This is a genomic window from Mucilaginibacter kameinonensis (assembly GCF_003675385.1).
GTDB lineage: Bacteria > Bacteroidota > Bacteroidia > Sphingobacteriales > Sphingobacteriaceae > Mucilaginibacter > Mucilaginibacter kameinonensis.
Map to the genome: position 1 here is coordinate 1,068,273 of NZ_RCWZ01000001.1, position 17,237 is coordinate 1,085,509.

Below are 17,237 nucleotides of genomic sequence, written 5' to 3' on the forward strand. Positions count from 1 at the left end.
CGGCGGGTTTATTGATAGCTAAGCCGTAAAAATAACCTTACACCTCCCGGCTTTGCCGCAGTTAAACTATATTTGAGCAACGTATTTACTCATGAAGATAGTTTTCGCTACCCTCGTTGCCTGTTTTATTGCCTTATCTGCCAAAGCCCAGCTCACTCCGTTTGAGTTAAGTAAGGATAAAAATTATACCGCCACTTACGCCCAGGTGATTGATTACTATCAAAAGCTTAATAAGTTGTACCCACAGCAAATGAAGCTTATCAATTATGGTACTACAGATGTGGGCAAACCTTTAACGCTTATAGTACTTTCAAAAGATAAGGTATTTGATCCGGCAGTGATCAAAAAACAGAATAAACGCGTACTGTTGATCAATAACGGCATTCACCCCGGCGAGCCGGAGGGTATTGATGCCAGTATGATGCTGGTGCGGGATATGCTTAAAAATAATACGCTTCCCAAAGATGTGGTGATCTGTCTTATTGCCTTATATAATATCGACGGTAACCTTAACCGCGGGCTGAGCCGTGTAAGTCAGAATGGCCCATCAGCTTATGGTTTCAGAGGCAATTACCGCAATCTGGATCTTAACCGCGATTTCATTAAGGCCGACAGTCGTAACGCTTTAGCTTTTACGCAGATCCTCACTACCTGGAAACCCGAAGTGTTTTTAGATAACCACACCAGCGATGGCGCCGATTATCAATATGTAATGACACTTATTGAAACGCAAAAAGAAAAGCAAAACTCCATCCTGGCCGATTATACCACCAAAACCCTAACCCCATACCTGTACAGCAAAATGAAAAAGAGCGGGTATGAGATGATCCCTTATGGTGCGGGTGAAGAAGGTTTGCCGGATTCGGGTATTGTAAGCTTTTTGGAAACGCCGCGCTTTGCTACCGGCTTTACTGCCCAGCATAACATCATCAGTTATATCACCGAAACGCATATGCTTAAACCGTTTGATAAGCGTGTGTATGCTACCTATGATTTTATGCAGCACCTGATTGAAATTAACCAGCGCGATGCCAAACTGATAGGTGAACTGAAACGCAAAGCAGACGAACAGGTAACCAATCAAAAAACTTTTGCCTTGAGCTGGGCCGTTGATATGGATAAGGTTGATACCATTACCTTTAAAGGGTATGAAGTAGGCCACAAATCCAGCGGCGTTAGCGGCTTGCCGAGGTTATATTACGACCGAGATAAGCCATACACCAAAACCATCAGGTATTTCAATACCTATAAAGTTACCGCTACTGCCGATAAACCGGTGGCTTATGTAATACCGCAGGCCTGGGGCAAGGTAATTGATTTGTTTAAGCTGAACGGGGTGCAGATGAAACAACTGGCCCATGATACCACGCTTAACCTGCAAATGTATTATATAGCCGATCTGAAAACTCCGTCCCGACCTTTTGAAGGACATTACCTGCATACTGGCGTAAAGCTTAACCCGGTTGATATGCCAATTAAATTTTATACCGGCGATTACGTGGTGTATACTAATCAGCCTATTAACCGTTATATCGTGGAAACGCTGGAACCGCAGGGTGTCGACTCGTTTTTTGCATGGAACTTTTTTGATTCGGTGCTTGGCGAAAAGGAATATTTTTCGGATTATGTTTTTGAGGATATCGCCGCCGATCTGCTAAAAAAAGATCCGTCGATTAAACAAAAACTGGACGATGCCAAAGCGAAAGATCCGCAACTGGCCAATAACGCAGGCGCGCAATTGTTCTTTGTTTACCGCAATTCGCCTTATTTTGAAAAAACTTTTATGCGCTATCCTGTAGGCAGGCTTTTAACTAATACCAAACTCGACCTTAAATAAATGGAAATTATTCACATGGCCCCGGTGGCCTGCGTTATTTTTGCAATAACTATTGTTACTTCGCTTTTAGCTTTCTCAAACGATAATCTTTATGGCCGCATGATGCTGCATCCTTACACCGTTTCCCGCGGAAAGGATATCCATACCATCATCACCAGCGGACTTATTCACCGCGATTGGATGCATTTGTTTTTCAATATGCTGTCGTTTTACTTTTTTGCGTTCACGCTCGAACCGATAATAGGGCACCTGCAGTTTGGAATACTATATGTGTTAAGCTTGATACTGAGCGATATGCCAACCGTAATTAAGCATAAAAACGACTATAATTATTATAGTCTTGGTGCCTCTGGCGCTGTTAGCGCTGTGATTTTTAGTATAGTTTTATTTATGCCATGGCAAACCATTTACATAATGCCCATTCCCATTGGCATCTGGTTTTGGCTTTTCGGTATCCTGTACCTGGTATATTGCCATTATGCTTCAAAATATTCACGCGACCAAATCAATCACGACGCGCACTTTTTTGGAGCAATAAGCGGTTTGATAATCACCATCGTTTTTAACCACCATGTTTTAGGCGATTTTATTCAGCAAATTATTTCTGAAGCCCCAGCTCATTTCCGTCTTTAAACTCCCCATCGGCATTAAATAAAAAGCTCATAGGCTTCTCGGGGTTCTTGATGATCTCTAACAGCAGGAACCCCCAGTTTTTCCAAAAGTTTTCCAGCACCTGCCCGTAGGTTTTGTTCATCCAGTCGTCAAACAGGGGCTTGCTGCTGGTGCCGCGCAAGGGCAGGGCTTCTAATGAAATAGCATCACCAATATTAAAAATATCGTACTCAGGCAAACGGTTAAATAAATAAGCCGAATAGAAGAACCGGGCATTTAACTCTTCAAACTGAATAGGGTGCAGTATGTTATCTGCAATTTTATCCAAGGCCTCTTTATGATAACGGGCGTTGGCCCCGTTATCCTGCAGGCACAGGATAAAGCCAAAATCTTTAATCCGTAACGAAAATGTAAGCGTGTTGATCTCATCACGGTAGCCAAAAACGTTCTCGGCATTATCTACCTTAAATAATACAAGACTATAAGGCTTAAATCCATCAAACTCGATAGGGAGGTTGAGGCTTTGCAGCATCATATGCAGGTTGTTGAATTTGTGGATGATGGATTGCGATATGTTAAATTCTTCGCCCTGCGAGTGCTGTAATTTGATACCCGCCTGGATCTCGTTGAAGATAATTCCGTATAGTAATTTGCCTGCCCATAAAAACAGTTTATCCTCATCAAGCGTTTTTAGCGCTTCATAACCGGTTTCAAAAGCGGCAGCAATTTCATTTTCGAGTGGTTCAAGATAAAGCTCATTTATTTCGGCGGTGCAAGGCAGCTTCAGGTCTTTATAAGTTGCCATGCTTTCGTCAAGCAATTTAAAAGGCTTGTCTTCCAGCTCGTAGCGGCTCATGAGCCATTGCGGAAATACCTGGATCTGCTCCTCGGGCGAATTAAGGTTTTGCCCCGTAAGGAAACATTTATTATTGCTGAAATTGAAATTGGTGAACGGTGAATAAATTTGTGCCGGCATGGCCGCAAAGATAAGCACGATTTTCGTACTAAAATTTTAGCTTTGGTTTTTAACATGGAACTGACATATCAACCCTACGAGCTTCAGCTGAAGCATGCTTTTACGATAGCCAAATTTTCGCGCACTTCTACCCCGGTTATGCTGGTGCAGATCAGTCACGAGGGTAAAACCGGCTACGGCGAGGCATCGATGGTGCCTTATATGGGCGAAAGCCATCAAAGTGCTACCGAGTTTTTAAGCAAGGTTGATGTGAGCCAGTTTAGTTACCCTTTTGATTTTGGTGCGGTCATCAATTACCTCGATAGTATCGCTCCCGGTAATCCGGCTGTTAAAGCGGCTATTGATATCGCCCTGCATGATCTGGATGGTAAACTGAAACAACAACCCTGCTGGCAGCTGCTTGGCAGTAACCCGGCGCTCATGCCCGTTACCAGTTTTACTATAGGCATTGATACGCCCGAGATGATCATGAAAAAAGTAAAAGAGGCCGAAGGCTTTAAAGTGATCAAGGTAAAATTAGGGCGCGATACCGATAGGGAATTAATTACTACTATCCGTTCGGTAACCAATGTGCCGCTTTATGTAGATGCCAACCAGGGCTGGACAGACTTGCAGCAAAGCCTGGATATGACCTACTGGCTGCATGAGCAAGGCGTACAATTGATAGAGCAGCCCATGCTCAAAACCGATCCCGACAGCAATGCCTGGCTTACTGAACGAAGCCCTATTCCTATTATTGGTGATGAGGCCGTTCAACGTTTTGAAGATGTGGAAAAGGCTAAGGGAGTTTATACCGGGATCAATATTAAACTCATGAAATCGGCAGGATTGTACGAGGCTAAACGAATGATTGATAAGGCCCGCGAGCTTGAGCTGAAGATCATGATAGGCTGCATGACCGAAACCAGTTGCGCCGCCCTCGCCGGATTAGCCATTGCACCACAGGCAGATTGGGTTGACCTTGACGGCCCGTTCCTGGTAAGCAATAACCCATACATAATGCCCGATTTTGAGGATGGAAGGTATAACCTCAATAATGATGTGGGATTGGGGTTGAGGTTTTAGGATATTACTTTAACTTTTTTCCCGCGGCCGTTTCCTCACCACAGGTGTTGTGAAGATGAAAATTTTGGAAAAACAAATAACAATCATGTCATTGCGAGCGAAGCGTGGCAATCCCGTAGCCAATGCATGTCCGATCTGCATAGCTACGAGATTGCTTCGTCGTCCCTCCTCGCAATGACATGGTTCTTACCCCAGCGGCCGTGTCCTCACGGCCTGAGATTATTAATCATGCGCTAACGCCGCCTATTGATATATCCACAGCAACACGTGCTTCTTTTGTTTTTTCAGTAAAGCATCCACAATTTTCATGGTATTGTTGGAAATAGCAGGACAACCCCAGCCTTCAGGTGTGCCGTTGGGATAAACCTCTGTTTCGGCAACCTGTTCCCAGGAATGAAAAACGATTTGCCTTGCAAGTGCATTATTGTTGGTGCTCTCTAATCCTGTCAGGTAATATTTTACATGGATACCCCAGGCGCTCCAGGCCCGGTTGTCAATCGTATATTTGCCCAGCGCTGTACAATGGCTTCCATCAAGGTTGCTAAATGCCGGTTTATCTTTTGACCATACGCCGCTCCAAGGGTTTCGGCCGCAGCCATGGCTTACCAAGCCACTGATTAACGAGTCGTTTTTCTTAAAATCCCATACCACAAAACGCTTAACACCCGAGGGTACAGACATATCAATTAAAATGCAATAGCGTGTATTGTATCCCCGCTGCCGGCAAAATGCAAGGCCTTGTTTAGCTTTCGTTTTAAGCTGATCGGTATTAATACGGGGAATATCTGCTTTGACCTTTATGCAGCAGAAAAGCAGCAGGAAAAAAGGGAGTAATAGCTTAGGTTTCAATTGCGTTAGGTTTTGGGTTGTAAACAGAAATATCGGCTTTTTATTACAATAAACCTATCTTGCGTGATGAAAAACCCGGTTTCTTTTTTGCTCCTGCTATTAGTCTTTTTTGGTTGTACAGCAACATCAACCAAAACGGTAGTAACCATTAGTCCTGTTAATAACGGAAGATCATTGCAGATAACAGGTTTTGATCCGGCTATTATTAATGACATCAGCCGCGATTCATCGGCAACGGCCTGGCAAACCTTAATGGCGGTTTATCGCATGCCGGCAGATACTACTATGCGCAACCTGCAGCCCATACAGCCGGGGCGCTATGTAATTAAAGATAATGTAGTTATTTTTACACCGGATACCGCTTTCAGCACACAACAAACCTATTTTTTCCGTTACTATGATTTTGGGGCCGGCGGTACGCTGACCGATTTGATAAAAAGCCGCAGCAAACCCGGAACTTTGCACTATACAGATTTGATTTTTAAGCAATAAACCATCCGGGTGCTTGAAAATTTAATATTTTTGATTATATTTGCAACCGTTAATAAAAGAGGGGGCAATTAGTCCCCTCTTTTATTTTATCAATCAAAATTATTCTGTCAAAAACACCGGTGGGTAATGAATATTGAAAAAAGGGTAAAAGAACTGGTAGAAGAAAAGATAGCGGATAAGCCAAACCTGTTTATAGTGGATATTAAAATGCACTCGAACGGTAAGCTGATCATTCTGCTTGATGGCGATAACGGTATCGGCATTGATGAATGTGTACAGGTAAGCAGGCACGTAGGTTTCCATCTGGAAGAGGAAAACGTGATTGAAACGGCTTATAACCTGGAGGTATCATCGCCGGGTATTGATTTTCCGCTGTCATCGCCAAGGCAATACGCCAAAAATGTTGGCCGTAACCTGGGCATTAAAATGAAAGATGGTGCAAAACGTGAAGGTGTATTAACCGGCCTTACCGAAGATGCTATCACCATTGAAGAAAAAGTAAAAGAAAAAGGGAAAAAAGCGCAGGTTATTGAAAGCGTGATCCCGATGGAGCAAATAACAGAAACAAAGGTTTTAATATCATTTAAGTAAAAATGAGCAATATTAATTTAATTGATTCTTTTCAGGAATTTAAAGATTTCAAGAACATTGACCGCCCTACCATGATGAGCGTACTGGAAGACGTTTTCAGAAGCATGATCAGGAAAAAGTACGGTACGGACGAAAATTGCGACGTAATTGTTAACACCGATAATGGTGACTTGGAGATCTGGCGTACACGTAAAGTTATGGAAGATGGCTTTAGCGAAGACGACGACCTGGAGATTGAACTTGCCGAAGCACACCTGTATGACGCCGACCTTGAAGTTGGTGATGATTATATTGAACAGATCACTTTAGAAAGCTTTGGCCGTCGTGCAATCTTAGCCGCACGCCAAACGCTGGTATCAAAGATTCTGGAATTAGAGAAAGACGAGATCTTCAAAAAATATAAAGACCGCGTAGGTGAAATTGTTACCGGCGAGGTTTACCAGGTTTGGAAAAAAGAAACTTTGGTACTTGATGATGAAGGTAACGAGCTGTTGCTGCCTAAAACAGAGCAGATCCCGGCCGACTACTTTAAGAAAGGTGACAGTGTTAAAGCTGTTGTATCTAAGGTAGATATGCTGAACAGCAACCCTAAAATCATTATTTCACGCACAGCGCCTGAGTTTTTACAGCGTTTGTTTGAGCTTGAAGTACCTGAGATTTTTGATGGTTTAATTACTATCAAGAAAATTGTACGCGAGCCGGGCGAACGTGCTAAAGTAGCCGTAGAATCATATGATGACCGTATTGATCCGGTTGGTGCCTGCGTAGGTATGAAAGGTTCACGTATTCACGGTATTGTGCGTGAGTTAAAGAATGAAAATATCGACGTTATCAACTTTACCAACAACGTTCAGTTATATATCCAGCGTGCATTATCACCTGCCAAAATCACTTCTATTAAATTAGATGATGAGAAAAGGACAGCAGCTGTGTACTTAAAGCCCGACCAGGTATCATTAGCTATTGGCAGGGGCGGACACAACATTAAGTTGGCAGGAAAATTGACTGGCTACGAAATTGATGTTTACCGTGAGGCCGATGAGCATGACGAAGATGTGGACATTGAAGAATTTTCAGACGAAATTGATAGCTGGATCCTTGATGAATTTAAACGCATTGGTTTGGATACAGCAAAATCAGTACTGGCCTTAACCGTTGGTGAATTAGTAAAACGCACCGATTTAGAGGAAGAAACTGTAAAAGAAGTGCTATCAATTTTGAATGCGGAGTTTGAATAAGCGTAATAAGCAAAATTAAAATCGTATTTTTGCACCCAAATAAGCAGAGAAAGTAAGTAATATTAAATGTCAGAAGACAAATCCATAAAATTAATTAAAGCAGTAAAAGAACTGAACATTGGCATGGGTACCCTTGTCGATTTTTTAGCTACCAAAGGATACAAGGTTGACAAGCATCCTATGGCCAAGCTGGATAACGACATGTACAATGCCCTGTTGAAGGAATTTGCTGTTGACAAAAGTATTAAGGAGGAAGCTAAGCAGATCAGTATCGGAAAGATAAGGAAAGAAGAGCCTGCTGCACAGTTTCCTGAAAAGCCGGTTGAGAACCGCCGTTCGCGCGATTTTGAGAACGAAGAGATACTGATCAAGAATACAGGGCACTTTGCACAGCCGCAGGTTGAGAAACCAAAACCGGCCGAGCCTGCTCCGGCAGCGCAAGCTCCTGCACGTTCTGATGAGCGCAATGACGTATTACCTGGTGTTAAGGTAGTTGGAAAAATTGACCTTAGCAACCTGAATGCTAAACCACAGCCACAGGCAGAGAAGCCTGTTGAAAAGCCAGTGGAAGTTGTTAAACAACCAGAGCCTGTTGCTCAGGCACCTGCGCCAACTCCGGCTCCGGCACCAGCCGAGCCCAAAGTTGAAGCGCCAAAGCCAGTTGCACCGGTTGCGCCCGAACCTCCAAAGGTTGAGGCTCCAAAACCACCGGTAGCTCCTGTTGCACCGCCAGTTGTTGAAACACCTAAAGCGGAAGAGCCTAAAGCGCCTGCTGCACCTGTTGTTGAAAAAGCACCGGTTGTAACACCTCCGGCTGCTGCTGAAACACCGGCCGCACCGGCACATGACGAAAGCCAGGAGCCGGATGTAATTCGTGCCAAGGCCGAGCGTTTAACAGGTCCAAACATTATTGGTAAGATCCAGTTGCCGGTTAACGCGCCAAAACGCAATCCGGTAGCTTCGTCAAATGCAAATAATAATAATTCGGCCGATCATAAACGCAAACGTAAGCGTAAAGATAACCAGGGCAATCCGCAGCAAGGCGGTGGCAACCATCAACATGGCCAGCAGCAAGGCGGCGGGGGAAATCACCCTCAAGGCCAGGGCCAGCAGCCAAGTGGTGGTGGTACCATTAACCCTAATCGTCCGGATTTCAGGAACCGTACACACGGTGCTCCTGGCAATAGCGGGCCAAATCAGGGTGGCGGTGGTCATCACGGTGGCGGCGGTAACCGTCCGGATTTCAGGAACAACAGGAATAACCCTCCTCAACATTCTACTCCGAAGGAAGAACCTTCAGAAAAGGATATACAAGACCAGATTAAGGCTACACTTGCACGCTTAAGCGGTGCGGGTAAGTCGGGTAAATTTGCACAGCGTGCTAAATTCCGTCGTCAAAAACGTGATGACGTTGCTGCAAGTGCCGAAGAACTGGCAATGGAACAGGAACTTCAATCAAAAGTATTGAAGGTTACCGAGTTCGTAACAGCAAACGAGCTGGCAAGCATGATGGATGTATCTGTAACCCAGATTATATCTACCTGTATGAGCCTGGGTATGTTCGTTTCGATCAACCAAAGGCTTGATGCCGAAACACTTTCAATTGTGGCCGACGAGTTTGGCTACCAGGTTGAATTTGTTAAGCCTCAGGATGAGGAAGCCAACCTTGACCAGCCAGATGATCCGGCCGATTTAGTGACACGTGCACCAATCGTAACCATCATGGGCCACGTTGACCATGGTAAAACCTCATTACTGGATTTTATCCGCAAAACCAACGTAATAGGCGGCGAAGCGGGTGGTATAACCCAGCACATTGGTGCTTACGAGGTAACATTGCCTGATAATAAAGGTAAGATCACCTTCCTGGATACACCGGGTCACGAAGCGTTTACCGCGATGCGTGCAAGGGGTGCACAGGTTACAGATATTGTAATTATAGTGATAGCTGCCGATGACAGCGTGATGCCGCAAACCCGCGAGGCGATAAACCACGCGCAGGCTGCAGGTGCGCCAATCATCTTCGCTTTCAACAAAATTGATAAGCCAGGTGCCAATGCCGATAAGGTAAGGGAACAATTATCGGCCATGAATATTTTGGTTGAAGAGTGGGGCGGTAAATACCAGTCGCAGGAAATTTCGGCCAAAACCGGCTTAAATGTTGACCTGTTATTGGAGAAAGTATTGCTTGAAGCCGAATTGCTTGAGCTTAAAGCTAACCCTAACAAACGTGCCGTAGGTACTGTTATTGAGGCTGCTTTAGATAAAGGTCGTGGTATTGTTACTACTATCCTTGTACAGGCAGGTCGCTTAAAAGTGGGCGATCCGATATTGGCAGGCTGCTATAGCGGTCGTGTAAAAGCGTTAACCAACGAGCGCGGTCAGCGTGTTGACTCCGCAGGACCTTCAACACCGGTACAGGTATTGGGTATGCAGGGTGCACCAACAGCGGGCGATAAATTCAACGCGCTTGAAAGCGAAGTTGAAGCACGTGAAATTGCAAACAAACGTTTACAGTTACAACGTGAGCAGGGCTTACGCACACAAAAACACATTACGCTTGATGAGATCGGCCGTCGTTTGGCAGTGGGTAACTTCAAGGAGCTTAACATCATTGTTAAAGGTGACGTGGATGGTTCTATCGAGGCCTTGTCAGATTCATTACTGAAACTGTCAACCGAGCAGATCCAAGTAAATATTATCTCAAAAGCGGTAGGTCAGATCTCCGAATCAGACGTATTGCTGGCATCTGCATCTGATGCGATCATCATCGGTTTCCAGGTACGCCCTTCTGGTGGTGCCCGTAAGCTGGCCGAGGCAGAGCAGATTGATATCAGGCTGTACTCTATCATCTACGATGCGATCAACGAGATCAAAGCGGCGATGGAAGGTATGCTTGCACCAACCTTTGAAGAGAAGATTGTGGCTAACGTTGAGATCCGCGAAACCTTCAAGATCAGCAAGGTGGGTACTATTGCAGGTTGTATGGTGCTTGATGGTAAAATTAACCGTAACAGCAAGATCCGTATCATCCGTGATGGTGTGGTGATCTACACCGGCGAACTGGCTTCATTGAAACGCTTTAAAGACGACGTGAAAGAAGTGAGCGCAGGTTACGAGTGCGGTTTGAACATCAACAACTTTAACAACATTGAAGTAGGCGATATCGTTGAAGCATACGAAAACGTAGAAGTTAAACGCAAGCTGTAATCCATATCAGCTTCAAAATATCAAGGGCTTATCCGCAAGGATGAGCCCTTTTTGTTGGTAGAAGAATTCTGGAAGCTGGTTGAAGTTACGGAAACTGGTCGAAGTTTAGCGATAGCGTAACTTCGACCAGAGATGGTTATCCTGAGAAACAACTAAAAGCTATGTCATTGCGAGCGATAGCGTGGCAATCTCGTAGCTAATGCATATCGAAGGTGTATAGCCACGAGATTGCTTCGTCATTCCTCCTCGCAATGACATAACTTTTAAACCAACATGCTCAGCAATTCCTCATCTTCCCAACACCAGTAAGAGCAGGGCGAAGTTTAGCAACAACGTAACTTTGCCCTGAGATGGCAATATTTTGTCAGTGTTCAACTTTCAAAAACGGGGTGTTCAATTTTTTAAGCTGAGATTTTGTAAATCATTGACTACCAATGGCCTCTTGTTCAGTGTGATTGGTTTTGGATTTTTTATAAACTATAAGCTCCTGATTATCAGTAGTTGTTTTCTTTGAAAAAATCCCATGTGTTCACACTTTCAAAGTTGAACACCAACAAGAGAATAAGAATGAACGGGGCGTACAATTGCAATAACAACATCCGGCATTATCACGTGTCATCTAACTTCGGCCAAAGACCTCAGCAATTCAATCCCATGTAACAAATTTGTTAACGCAATATATTCCCGATTTTAATTTATAATAAATAGGTTTGTTATTAACTGATCTTATTATTTATTATATGAAATTAAAACTACTTTTTTCGTGTTTAATCACGGCCGGTATTGCAGTACCCGCATTGGCACAGGAACCTGTTGACGCGACAATGGTTCAAAAAATCAGGGAAGAAGGCCTTAACCATTCCAAAGTAATGGAAACGGCTTTTTACCTTACCGATGTTTCCGGCCCGAGGCTTGCTAATTCGCCCGGCTTAAAGCGCGCTCAAAACTGGGCGGTTAATCAGCTTAAAACCTGGGGCATGGCTAACGCTAAATTAGAAGCCTGGGGTAAATTTGGCAAAGGCTGGGAAGTTCAAAAAAACTATGCGGCTATTACTATTCCTTATTATCATGCTATTATCGCCATCCCTAAAGCCTGGACGCCAGGTACCAACGGTGTAATCAAAGGCGAAGTAATGCTGCTTAAAGCAGACTCGGCAGCCGAGCTTGAACAATACAAAGGTAAGCTGGCCGGCAAAATCGTAATATTTGATACCAAAGCCCCTACAGAACGTACCTGGAAAGCTGACGCTGCCCGCTATACCGATGAAGAGCTTGCCGAAATGGCTAAAGCAGCTCCTGCCGCTCCGCGCAGAAATGCTGTTGATCCTAACGCGGCTCAAATGGCGACTTTCCGCAAGCTCCGTGCTTTCAGGGCGCAATTAAGCCAGTTTTTGGTTGATGAAAAAGCCGGGCTGGTATTAAGCCAGGCCCGCGGTACCGATGGTACTGTGTTTACCACCAATGGTGCTTCATACGCCGATACTGCCAAAGCAGTAGCTCCCGAGCTGGAAACCAGCAGCGAAGATTACCAGCGCATTTTACGCCTGATAAAAGGCGGTCAGCCGGTACAGTTGGAAGCCGACATCAAAACACAATTTATTACCGACGACCTACAAGGTTATGATGTTGTAGCCGAAATACCGGGTACTGATAAAAAACTGAAAGACCAGGTAGTGATGATCGGCGGTCACCTTGATTCATGGCATGCAGCAACCGGCGCTACAGATAACGCTGCGGGCAGCGCGGTGATGCTGGAGGCTATGCGTATTTTAAAAGCTGTCAACTTTAAACCAAAACGTACAATCCGTATTGCACTATGGAGCTCAGAAGAGCAGGGTTTATTCGGTTCTCGCGGTTATGTAGCCAACCATTTCGGTGATCCTAAAACCATGGAGCTGAAACCTGAGCAAGCCAAACTTTCGGCTTATTATAACCTGGATAATGGTACAGGTAAAATCCGTGGCGTGTATTTACAGGGCGATTCGGCAGCGGCTCCTATCTTTAAAGCCTGGCTTGAGCCATTTAAAGATCTTGGTGCCACCACGCTTACCATCAGTAATACCGGCGGTACCGACCACCTTTCATTTGACGCTGTAGGCATTCCAGGCTTCCAGTTTATCCAGGATGCTATTGATTATGGTACACGTACCCACCACAGCAATCAGGATACTTACGACCGCCTTGTTGAAGATGACCTGAAGCAGGCCGCCACAATTGTAGCATCGTTTGTTTACCATACATCACAACGTGCCGAAATGATTCCGCGTAAGGCGTTACCAAAACCACAACCGGCAAGGTAATAATTACTGATCATACGTCTAAAAAGCGACACCTCAACAGTGTCGCTTTTTTATTTTAGGTGACTTTATTATTGTCTTTTATTCCTTATTGTTGTGCCTTTGTTTTGTCCTGTTTTGAAGAAAATTGTGTGAAAAACAACTTGTTACTTGTTTATTTTCCTTAAATAGAGCGTTATACAGGTCGTTAATTTCCATAAACCGTTTTAAACAATTAATTTTGTATGTTTAATGAACCTATTTATAAAACCCAAAAAACCAGGGCAATCAACAGACGAGGAACTACTTAGTGATTATCGCGCAAGCGGTAACCTAACTGTTTTGGGTAACTTATACGAAAGATATATGTCCCTTATTTATGGCGTTTGTCTTAAATATCTGAAAGATGAGGAATTGGCTAAGGATGCTGTAATGAACATTTTTGAGGAACAGGTTGATAAGGTTAAAAAGCATGAAATTAACCAGTTCAGAAATTGGGTTTATGTACTTGGGCGCAATTATTGTTTGATGCAATTGCGGAGCGGTAAAAAGATGGAGCTGGTTAATTTAGAAGAGGTTATGGAATTTACCCCTTTGCTGCATCCTGAAGATAATAACAGGGAAGAGGCTTTGAAAGCTTTGGAAAATTGTATTGCTGGATTAACAGGCGGGCAAAAACAAAGCATCGATCTGTTTTATTTAAAAGAGAAGTGTTATAAAGAAATTGCCGAAATAACAGGATATACTTTAAATGAGGTGAAGAGCTATATCCAGAACGGTAAAAGGAATTTGAAAATTTGCCTCGAGCGGAACGGTGCATAGTACAAAGGCAAACATATTGCAAATACAGAAGTATCTCAACGGAGAGCTTGATGCCCGTGCTATGCATAAGCTGGAAATGGAGGCACTAAACGACCCTTTTTTGATGGATGCATTGGAAGGATATGAAAACATGGGGACAAGTCAACAGTTAAATCTTGCTGATCTTACAACGAGGTTGCAGCAGCGTACAGAAGAAAGAAAAGGCCGTGTAATACCGTGGACTGTTTGGCCCATAGCGGCTTCGGTTTTAATTGCTTTAAGTTTGGGTGGCCTTTATCTTAACAGATCCCCTAAACCGGAACTTCAAAGCAATAACATTTCAGAAAACAAAAACTCAACTCCTTCTTTGGTAGCTGCCACCGATACCATAAAGACGGCTGATACGGTTAAAAAGGCTAATGCAAATCCGATTGGAACGGTGCAGGCACCTTTAATTGCGGTAAATAAAAAGCCGAGAAAAGGAAAGCTTTCAGCTAATGCGCTTTATCAGCAGGATATCTCAGCCGCTGATAATAAAACGGCTTCAAATAATGTTGTTCCGCCGGCAGGCAGCAATGCGCTGGTGGCTCCGGCAGAACCGGTTGCACCTGCTAAAGACAAAGATGTATTAAAAGAGGCACCAGCAGCTGGTTTAAGTGAAAGGATTGTATTTGGATATACTGCCCCGCTTACTCAAAAAGATTCGTCAAAATCTGATGCTATATCGTTAAGGGCTAATACAACTGTGGCAAAATCAAAAGGGCCACTGCAGTTTAAACTTCCCGGAAAAGTAGATGGTGTTACATCATCACCAGCCCCCGGTTATAATAATAAAGCCGCGGCCGAGTCTTTGTACATTGCCGGCACCATTATTTCAAGAGATGACGGCTCTCCGTTAATTGGCGCGGCCATCAGGATAAAGGGTACAAACCGGAGTACGGTAACTGATGTAAACGGAAAATTTGCACTTAGCTCGCCGGATAATAAGGCTACGCTTGATGTTGTTTATATTGGTTACGAACCAAGGCAGGTTAGTGCCACCCGCGGCGACAGCGTTAAAGTAGCGCTTAAGCCAGATTCAAGGGCTTTAGCTGAAGTTGTCGTGTCTAATCCCAAAACCGACGATAGCGAGGTTAGCGTCACGGCAGCACATCCGCAAATGGGCTGGGGCAGCCTGAAAAAATACCTGCAAACAAACGCCGTATTGCCAGATGGAACTACGGGAACTGTGACAGTAACATTTACGGTATTCCCGAGCGGTATAATCGACGAGTTGAGTGTTAAAAAAGGGCTGAATGAAACAGCAGATCAGAAAGCCATTGAACTTATTAAAAATGGGCCGTCATGGGTTGGTAGCACCAATAATAAACCGGAAGTTGTTACCGTGAAAGTGAAGTTCCAGAAGCAGAAATAATAAGCTAAAGTCCCAATAAAAAAGGGCTGTGTTGAATAAATCGACACAGCCCTTTTTTATAATTCTTGTTTGGTATTATTGTCCTGTAGTTTTTTTCTTGTCGGCAAAAGCGAATACTTTTTGCAATAGAGGCGTTGTGCGTGCCCCAAGATTTTGACGGATATTAAGTTCTTCTTTGGCTATCTCTACAAATAAGCCTTCAATAGCTTTTTGGGTAACATAATCGGTAATATCCGGGTTCATTTTTTTAACAAATGGAACTTTATTGTAGGCCTGCGCCGCGTCTGAATAATACTTGGTAGCGTTTACTTTGTTTAAACTGCCCTGAATAACCGGTTTAAACTGTAGGCTTAGCTTTTCGGTGGTGGTACGTTTAAAATACTGTGTTGCCGCATCCTGGTTGCCTAATAAAATGTTGGTAACATCCTGCAAGGTCATTTGCTTAATGGCATCAACAAAAATAGGTTTTGCCTGCTTTGCAGCATCTTCGGCGGCACGGTTAAGTGAAAGGATCACATTATCGCAAAGGCTGTTTAAGCCAAGGCCGCGTAAGGTTTTCTCTGCTTTTTGAGCTTCTGGCGGAAAAAGGATCTTGATGGCAGCGTTGCCAAAGAAACCATTAACTGCCGATAGTTGGTCGGAGCTTTTGCCGGTGCCTATTTCAAGTGCCTGTTTTAGGCCGTTGCCTATCTCCAGCGAAGAAGGAGTACCCTGATTTTGAACAGTAGCATTAGCCACCTGGTTCAAAGTATCGCAGCTTGTTAATGTAATAAAAGCTATTAAAGCGGGAATGATGATCAGTCTTGTTTTCATAGTAAGAGTAAAGCTAATAAAATTGCCGCCGGTTTGCTTATGCAAAGAAATGTAACAATGCGAATACACCGGCTGCTATCAATGCCGAAATAGGTATGGTGATGATCCAGGCCCAAACCAGGTTAATAGTAACGCCCCAGCGTACTGCCGATACACGTTTGGTTAAGCCTACACCGATAATTGAACCTGTGATAGTATGCGTTGTTGAAACCGGGATACCAAAACGTTCGGTAATAAACAAGGTAATTGCACCCGCTGTTTCGGCACTCACACCCTCAAGCGGGGTAACCTTGGTTATTTTTGAGCCCATGGTTTTAACAATTTTCCAACCGCCAGACATAGTACCTGCAGCAATGGCAGAGTAGCAAGCCAATGGAATCCACTCAGGCATCGCGGTACCTGGTTTTATAACTTTTGAAGCAATAAGGCTTACATATAAAATACCCATTACTTTTTGCGCATCGTTACCACCGTGAGCAAAGCTCAATGCAGCTGATGATACCAACTGCATACGTTTAAACCAACGCTCGGCTGTGGCTGGTCTTGCAGCTTTGCACAGGTGCAATATTAATATGGTTACGATATAAGCTATAATTAAACCTATAAACGGGGCAAGTACAATGTAAGCAATGATCTTAAGAACGTATTGCATTTCAACGGCCTGAAGGGCATTGGCACCCATGTAAAGCGCGTTGGTCATACCGGCACCGGCAAAACCGCCTATAAGCGTGTGTGACGAGCTTGACGGGATCCCGAACCACCAGGTAAACAGGTTCCAGGTGATGGCGGCTACAAGGCCAGCCAGGATAACGTGAAGGGTAACGTAGTGCTCCAATACAATTTTAGATACGGTATTGGCTACTTTATGGTCTTTGATAAAAAAGTAAGCTGCAAAGTTAAATACCGCGGCCATTAACACTGCCTGAAACGGTGTTAATACTTTGGTTGATACGATGGTAGCTATAGAGTTTGCGGCATCATGAAAGCCATTGGTGTAATCAAACAACAGGGCGAGTACAACAATAACTACAAGTAGGGAAGTAACCATTTAGCTGGGGATAAG

14 protein-coding genes are annotated in these 17,237 nt (G+C 44.0%); 10 read left to right on the forward strand and 4 right to left on the reverse strand.

The genetic code is table 11. From position 1 onward, the window contains the following. Positions 1–91: 91 nt before the first annotated feature. Both EAH55_RS04790 and EAH55_RS04795 read left to right on the forward strand, forming a co-directional pair. Positions 92–1,837 (forward strand): M14 family zinc carboxypeptidase, encoded by a 1,746-nt coding sequence (locus EAH55_RS04790; RefSeq protein ID WP_121808668.1) that lies wholly within the window; start codon positions 92–94, stop codon positions 1,835–1,837. Further along, positions 1,838–2,470: a rhomboid family intramembrane serine protease gene (locus EAH55_RS04795; RefSeq protein ID WP_121808669.1), complete on the forward strand. Its 633-nt coding sequence runs from the start codon at positions 1,838–1,840 to the stop codon at positions 2,468–2,470. Here EAH55_RS04795 and EAH55_RS04800 read toward each other — a convergent pair. After that, positions 2,436–3,443, reverse strand: a complete 1,008-nt coding sequence (locus EAH55_RS04800) for a hypothetical protein (RefSeq protein WP_317127559.1) — start codon at positions 3,441–3,443, stop codon at positions 2,436–2,438. The two genes, EAH55_RS04795 and EAH55_RS04800, sit on opposite strands and share 35 nt — an antisense overlap. Before the next feature lie 36 nt (positions 3,444–3,479). On the opposite strand from EAH55_RS04800, the gene EAH55_RS04805 reads away from it, so the two are divergent. Then, positions 3,480–4,490 carry a dipeptide epimerase gene (locus tag EAH55_RS04805; RefSeq protein ID WP_121809032.1) on the forward strand — a complete coding sequence of 337 codons (1,011 nt, stop codon included), beginning with the start codon at positions 3,480–3,482 and terminating at the stop codon, positions 4,488–4,490. A gap of 243 nt (positions 4,491–4,733) precedes the next feature. Here EAH55_RS04805 and EAH55_RS04810 read toward each other — a convergent pair whose 3' ends face one another. Beyond that, entirely contained in the window at positions 4,734–5,339 is a 606-nt protein-coding gene (locus EAH55_RS04810) for a murein L,D-transpeptidase catalytic domain-containing protein (protein ID WP_244228091.1), read from the reverse strand. 66 nt (positions 5,340–5,405) lie between these two features. On the opposite strand from EAH55_RS04810, the gene EAH55_RS04815 reads away from it, so the two are divergent. The 7 genes from EAH55_RS04815 to EAH55_RS04845 all read left to right on the forward strand — a co-directional run bounded on the left by EAH55_RS04815 (position 5,406) and on the right by EAH55_RS04845 (position 15,361). Next, the gene (locus EAH55_RS04815; RefSeq protein WP_121808671.1) at positions 5,406–5,831 is read left to right on the forward strand and encodes a hypothetical protein; all 426 of its coding nucleotides are present in this window, start codon (positions 5,406–5,408) and stop codon (positions 5,829–5,831) included. Positions 5,832–5,957: 126 nt separating this feature from the next. Beyond that, positions 5,958–6,422, forward strand: a complete 465-nt coding sequence (gene rimP, locus EAH55_RS04820) for a ribosome assembly cofactor RimP (RefSeq protein ID WP_114939872.1) — start codon at positions 5,958–5,960, stop codon at positions 6,420–6,422. Positions 6,423–6,424: 2 nt separating this feature from the next. Continuing rightward, the gene (gene nusA / locus EAH55_RS04825) at positions 6,425–7,660 is read left to right on the forward strand and encodes a transcription termination factor NusA (protein ID WP_121808672.1); all 1,236 of its coding nucleotides are present in this window, start codon (positions 6,425–6,427) and stop codon (positions 7,658–7,660) included. Positions 7,661–7,726: 66 nt separating this feature from the next. Further along, positions 7,727–10,870, forward strand: a complete 3,144-nt coding sequence (gene infB / locus EAH55_RS04830; RefSeq protein ID WP_121808673.1) for a translation initiation factor IF-2 — start codon at positions 7,727–7,729, stop codon at positions 10,868–10,870. Positions 10,871–11,610: 740 nt separating this feature from the next. Beyond that, on the forward strand, positions 11,611–13,170 hold the full coding sequence (locus EAH55_RS04835; protein WP_121808674.1) for a M20/M25/M40 family metallo-hydrolase: 1,560 nt from the start codon (positions 11,611–11,613) through the stop codon (positions 13,168–13,170). Between the two features lie 228 nt (positions 13,171–13,398). After that, on the forward strand, positions 13,399–13,968 hold the full coding sequence (locus tag EAH55_RS04840; RefSeq protein ID WP_121808675.1) for an RNA polymerase sigma factor: 570 nt from the start codon (positions 13,399–13,401) through the stop codon (positions 13,966–13,968). 16 nt (positions 13,969–13,984) lie between these two features. Beyond that, a complete protein-coding gene (locus EAH55_RS04845) occupies positions 13,985–15,361 on the forward strand; it encodes a carboxypeptidase-like regulatory domain-containing protein (RefSeq protein ID WP_162996745.1) in 1,377 nt (458 codons plus the stop codon). Between the two features lie 75 nt (positions 15,362–15,436). On the opposite strand, the gene EAH55_RS04850 is transcribed toward EAH55_RS04845, so the two are convergent. Both EAH55_RS04850 and EAH55_RS04855 read right to left on the reverse strand, forming a co-directional pair. Beyond that, entirely contained in the window at positions 15,437–16,174 is a 738-nt protein-coding gene (locus EAH55_RS04850) for a DUF4197 domain-containing protein (RefSeq protein WP_121809034.1), read from the reverse strand. Between the two features lie 37 nt (positions 16,175–16,211). After that, complete coding sequence (locus tag EAH55_RS04855) at positions 16,212–17,222, reverse strand: inorganic phosphate transporter (RefSeq protein WP_112570744.1); 1,011 nt, start codon at positions 17,220–17,222, stop codon at positions 16,212–16,214. Positions 17,223–17,237 lie beyond the last annotated feature (15 nt).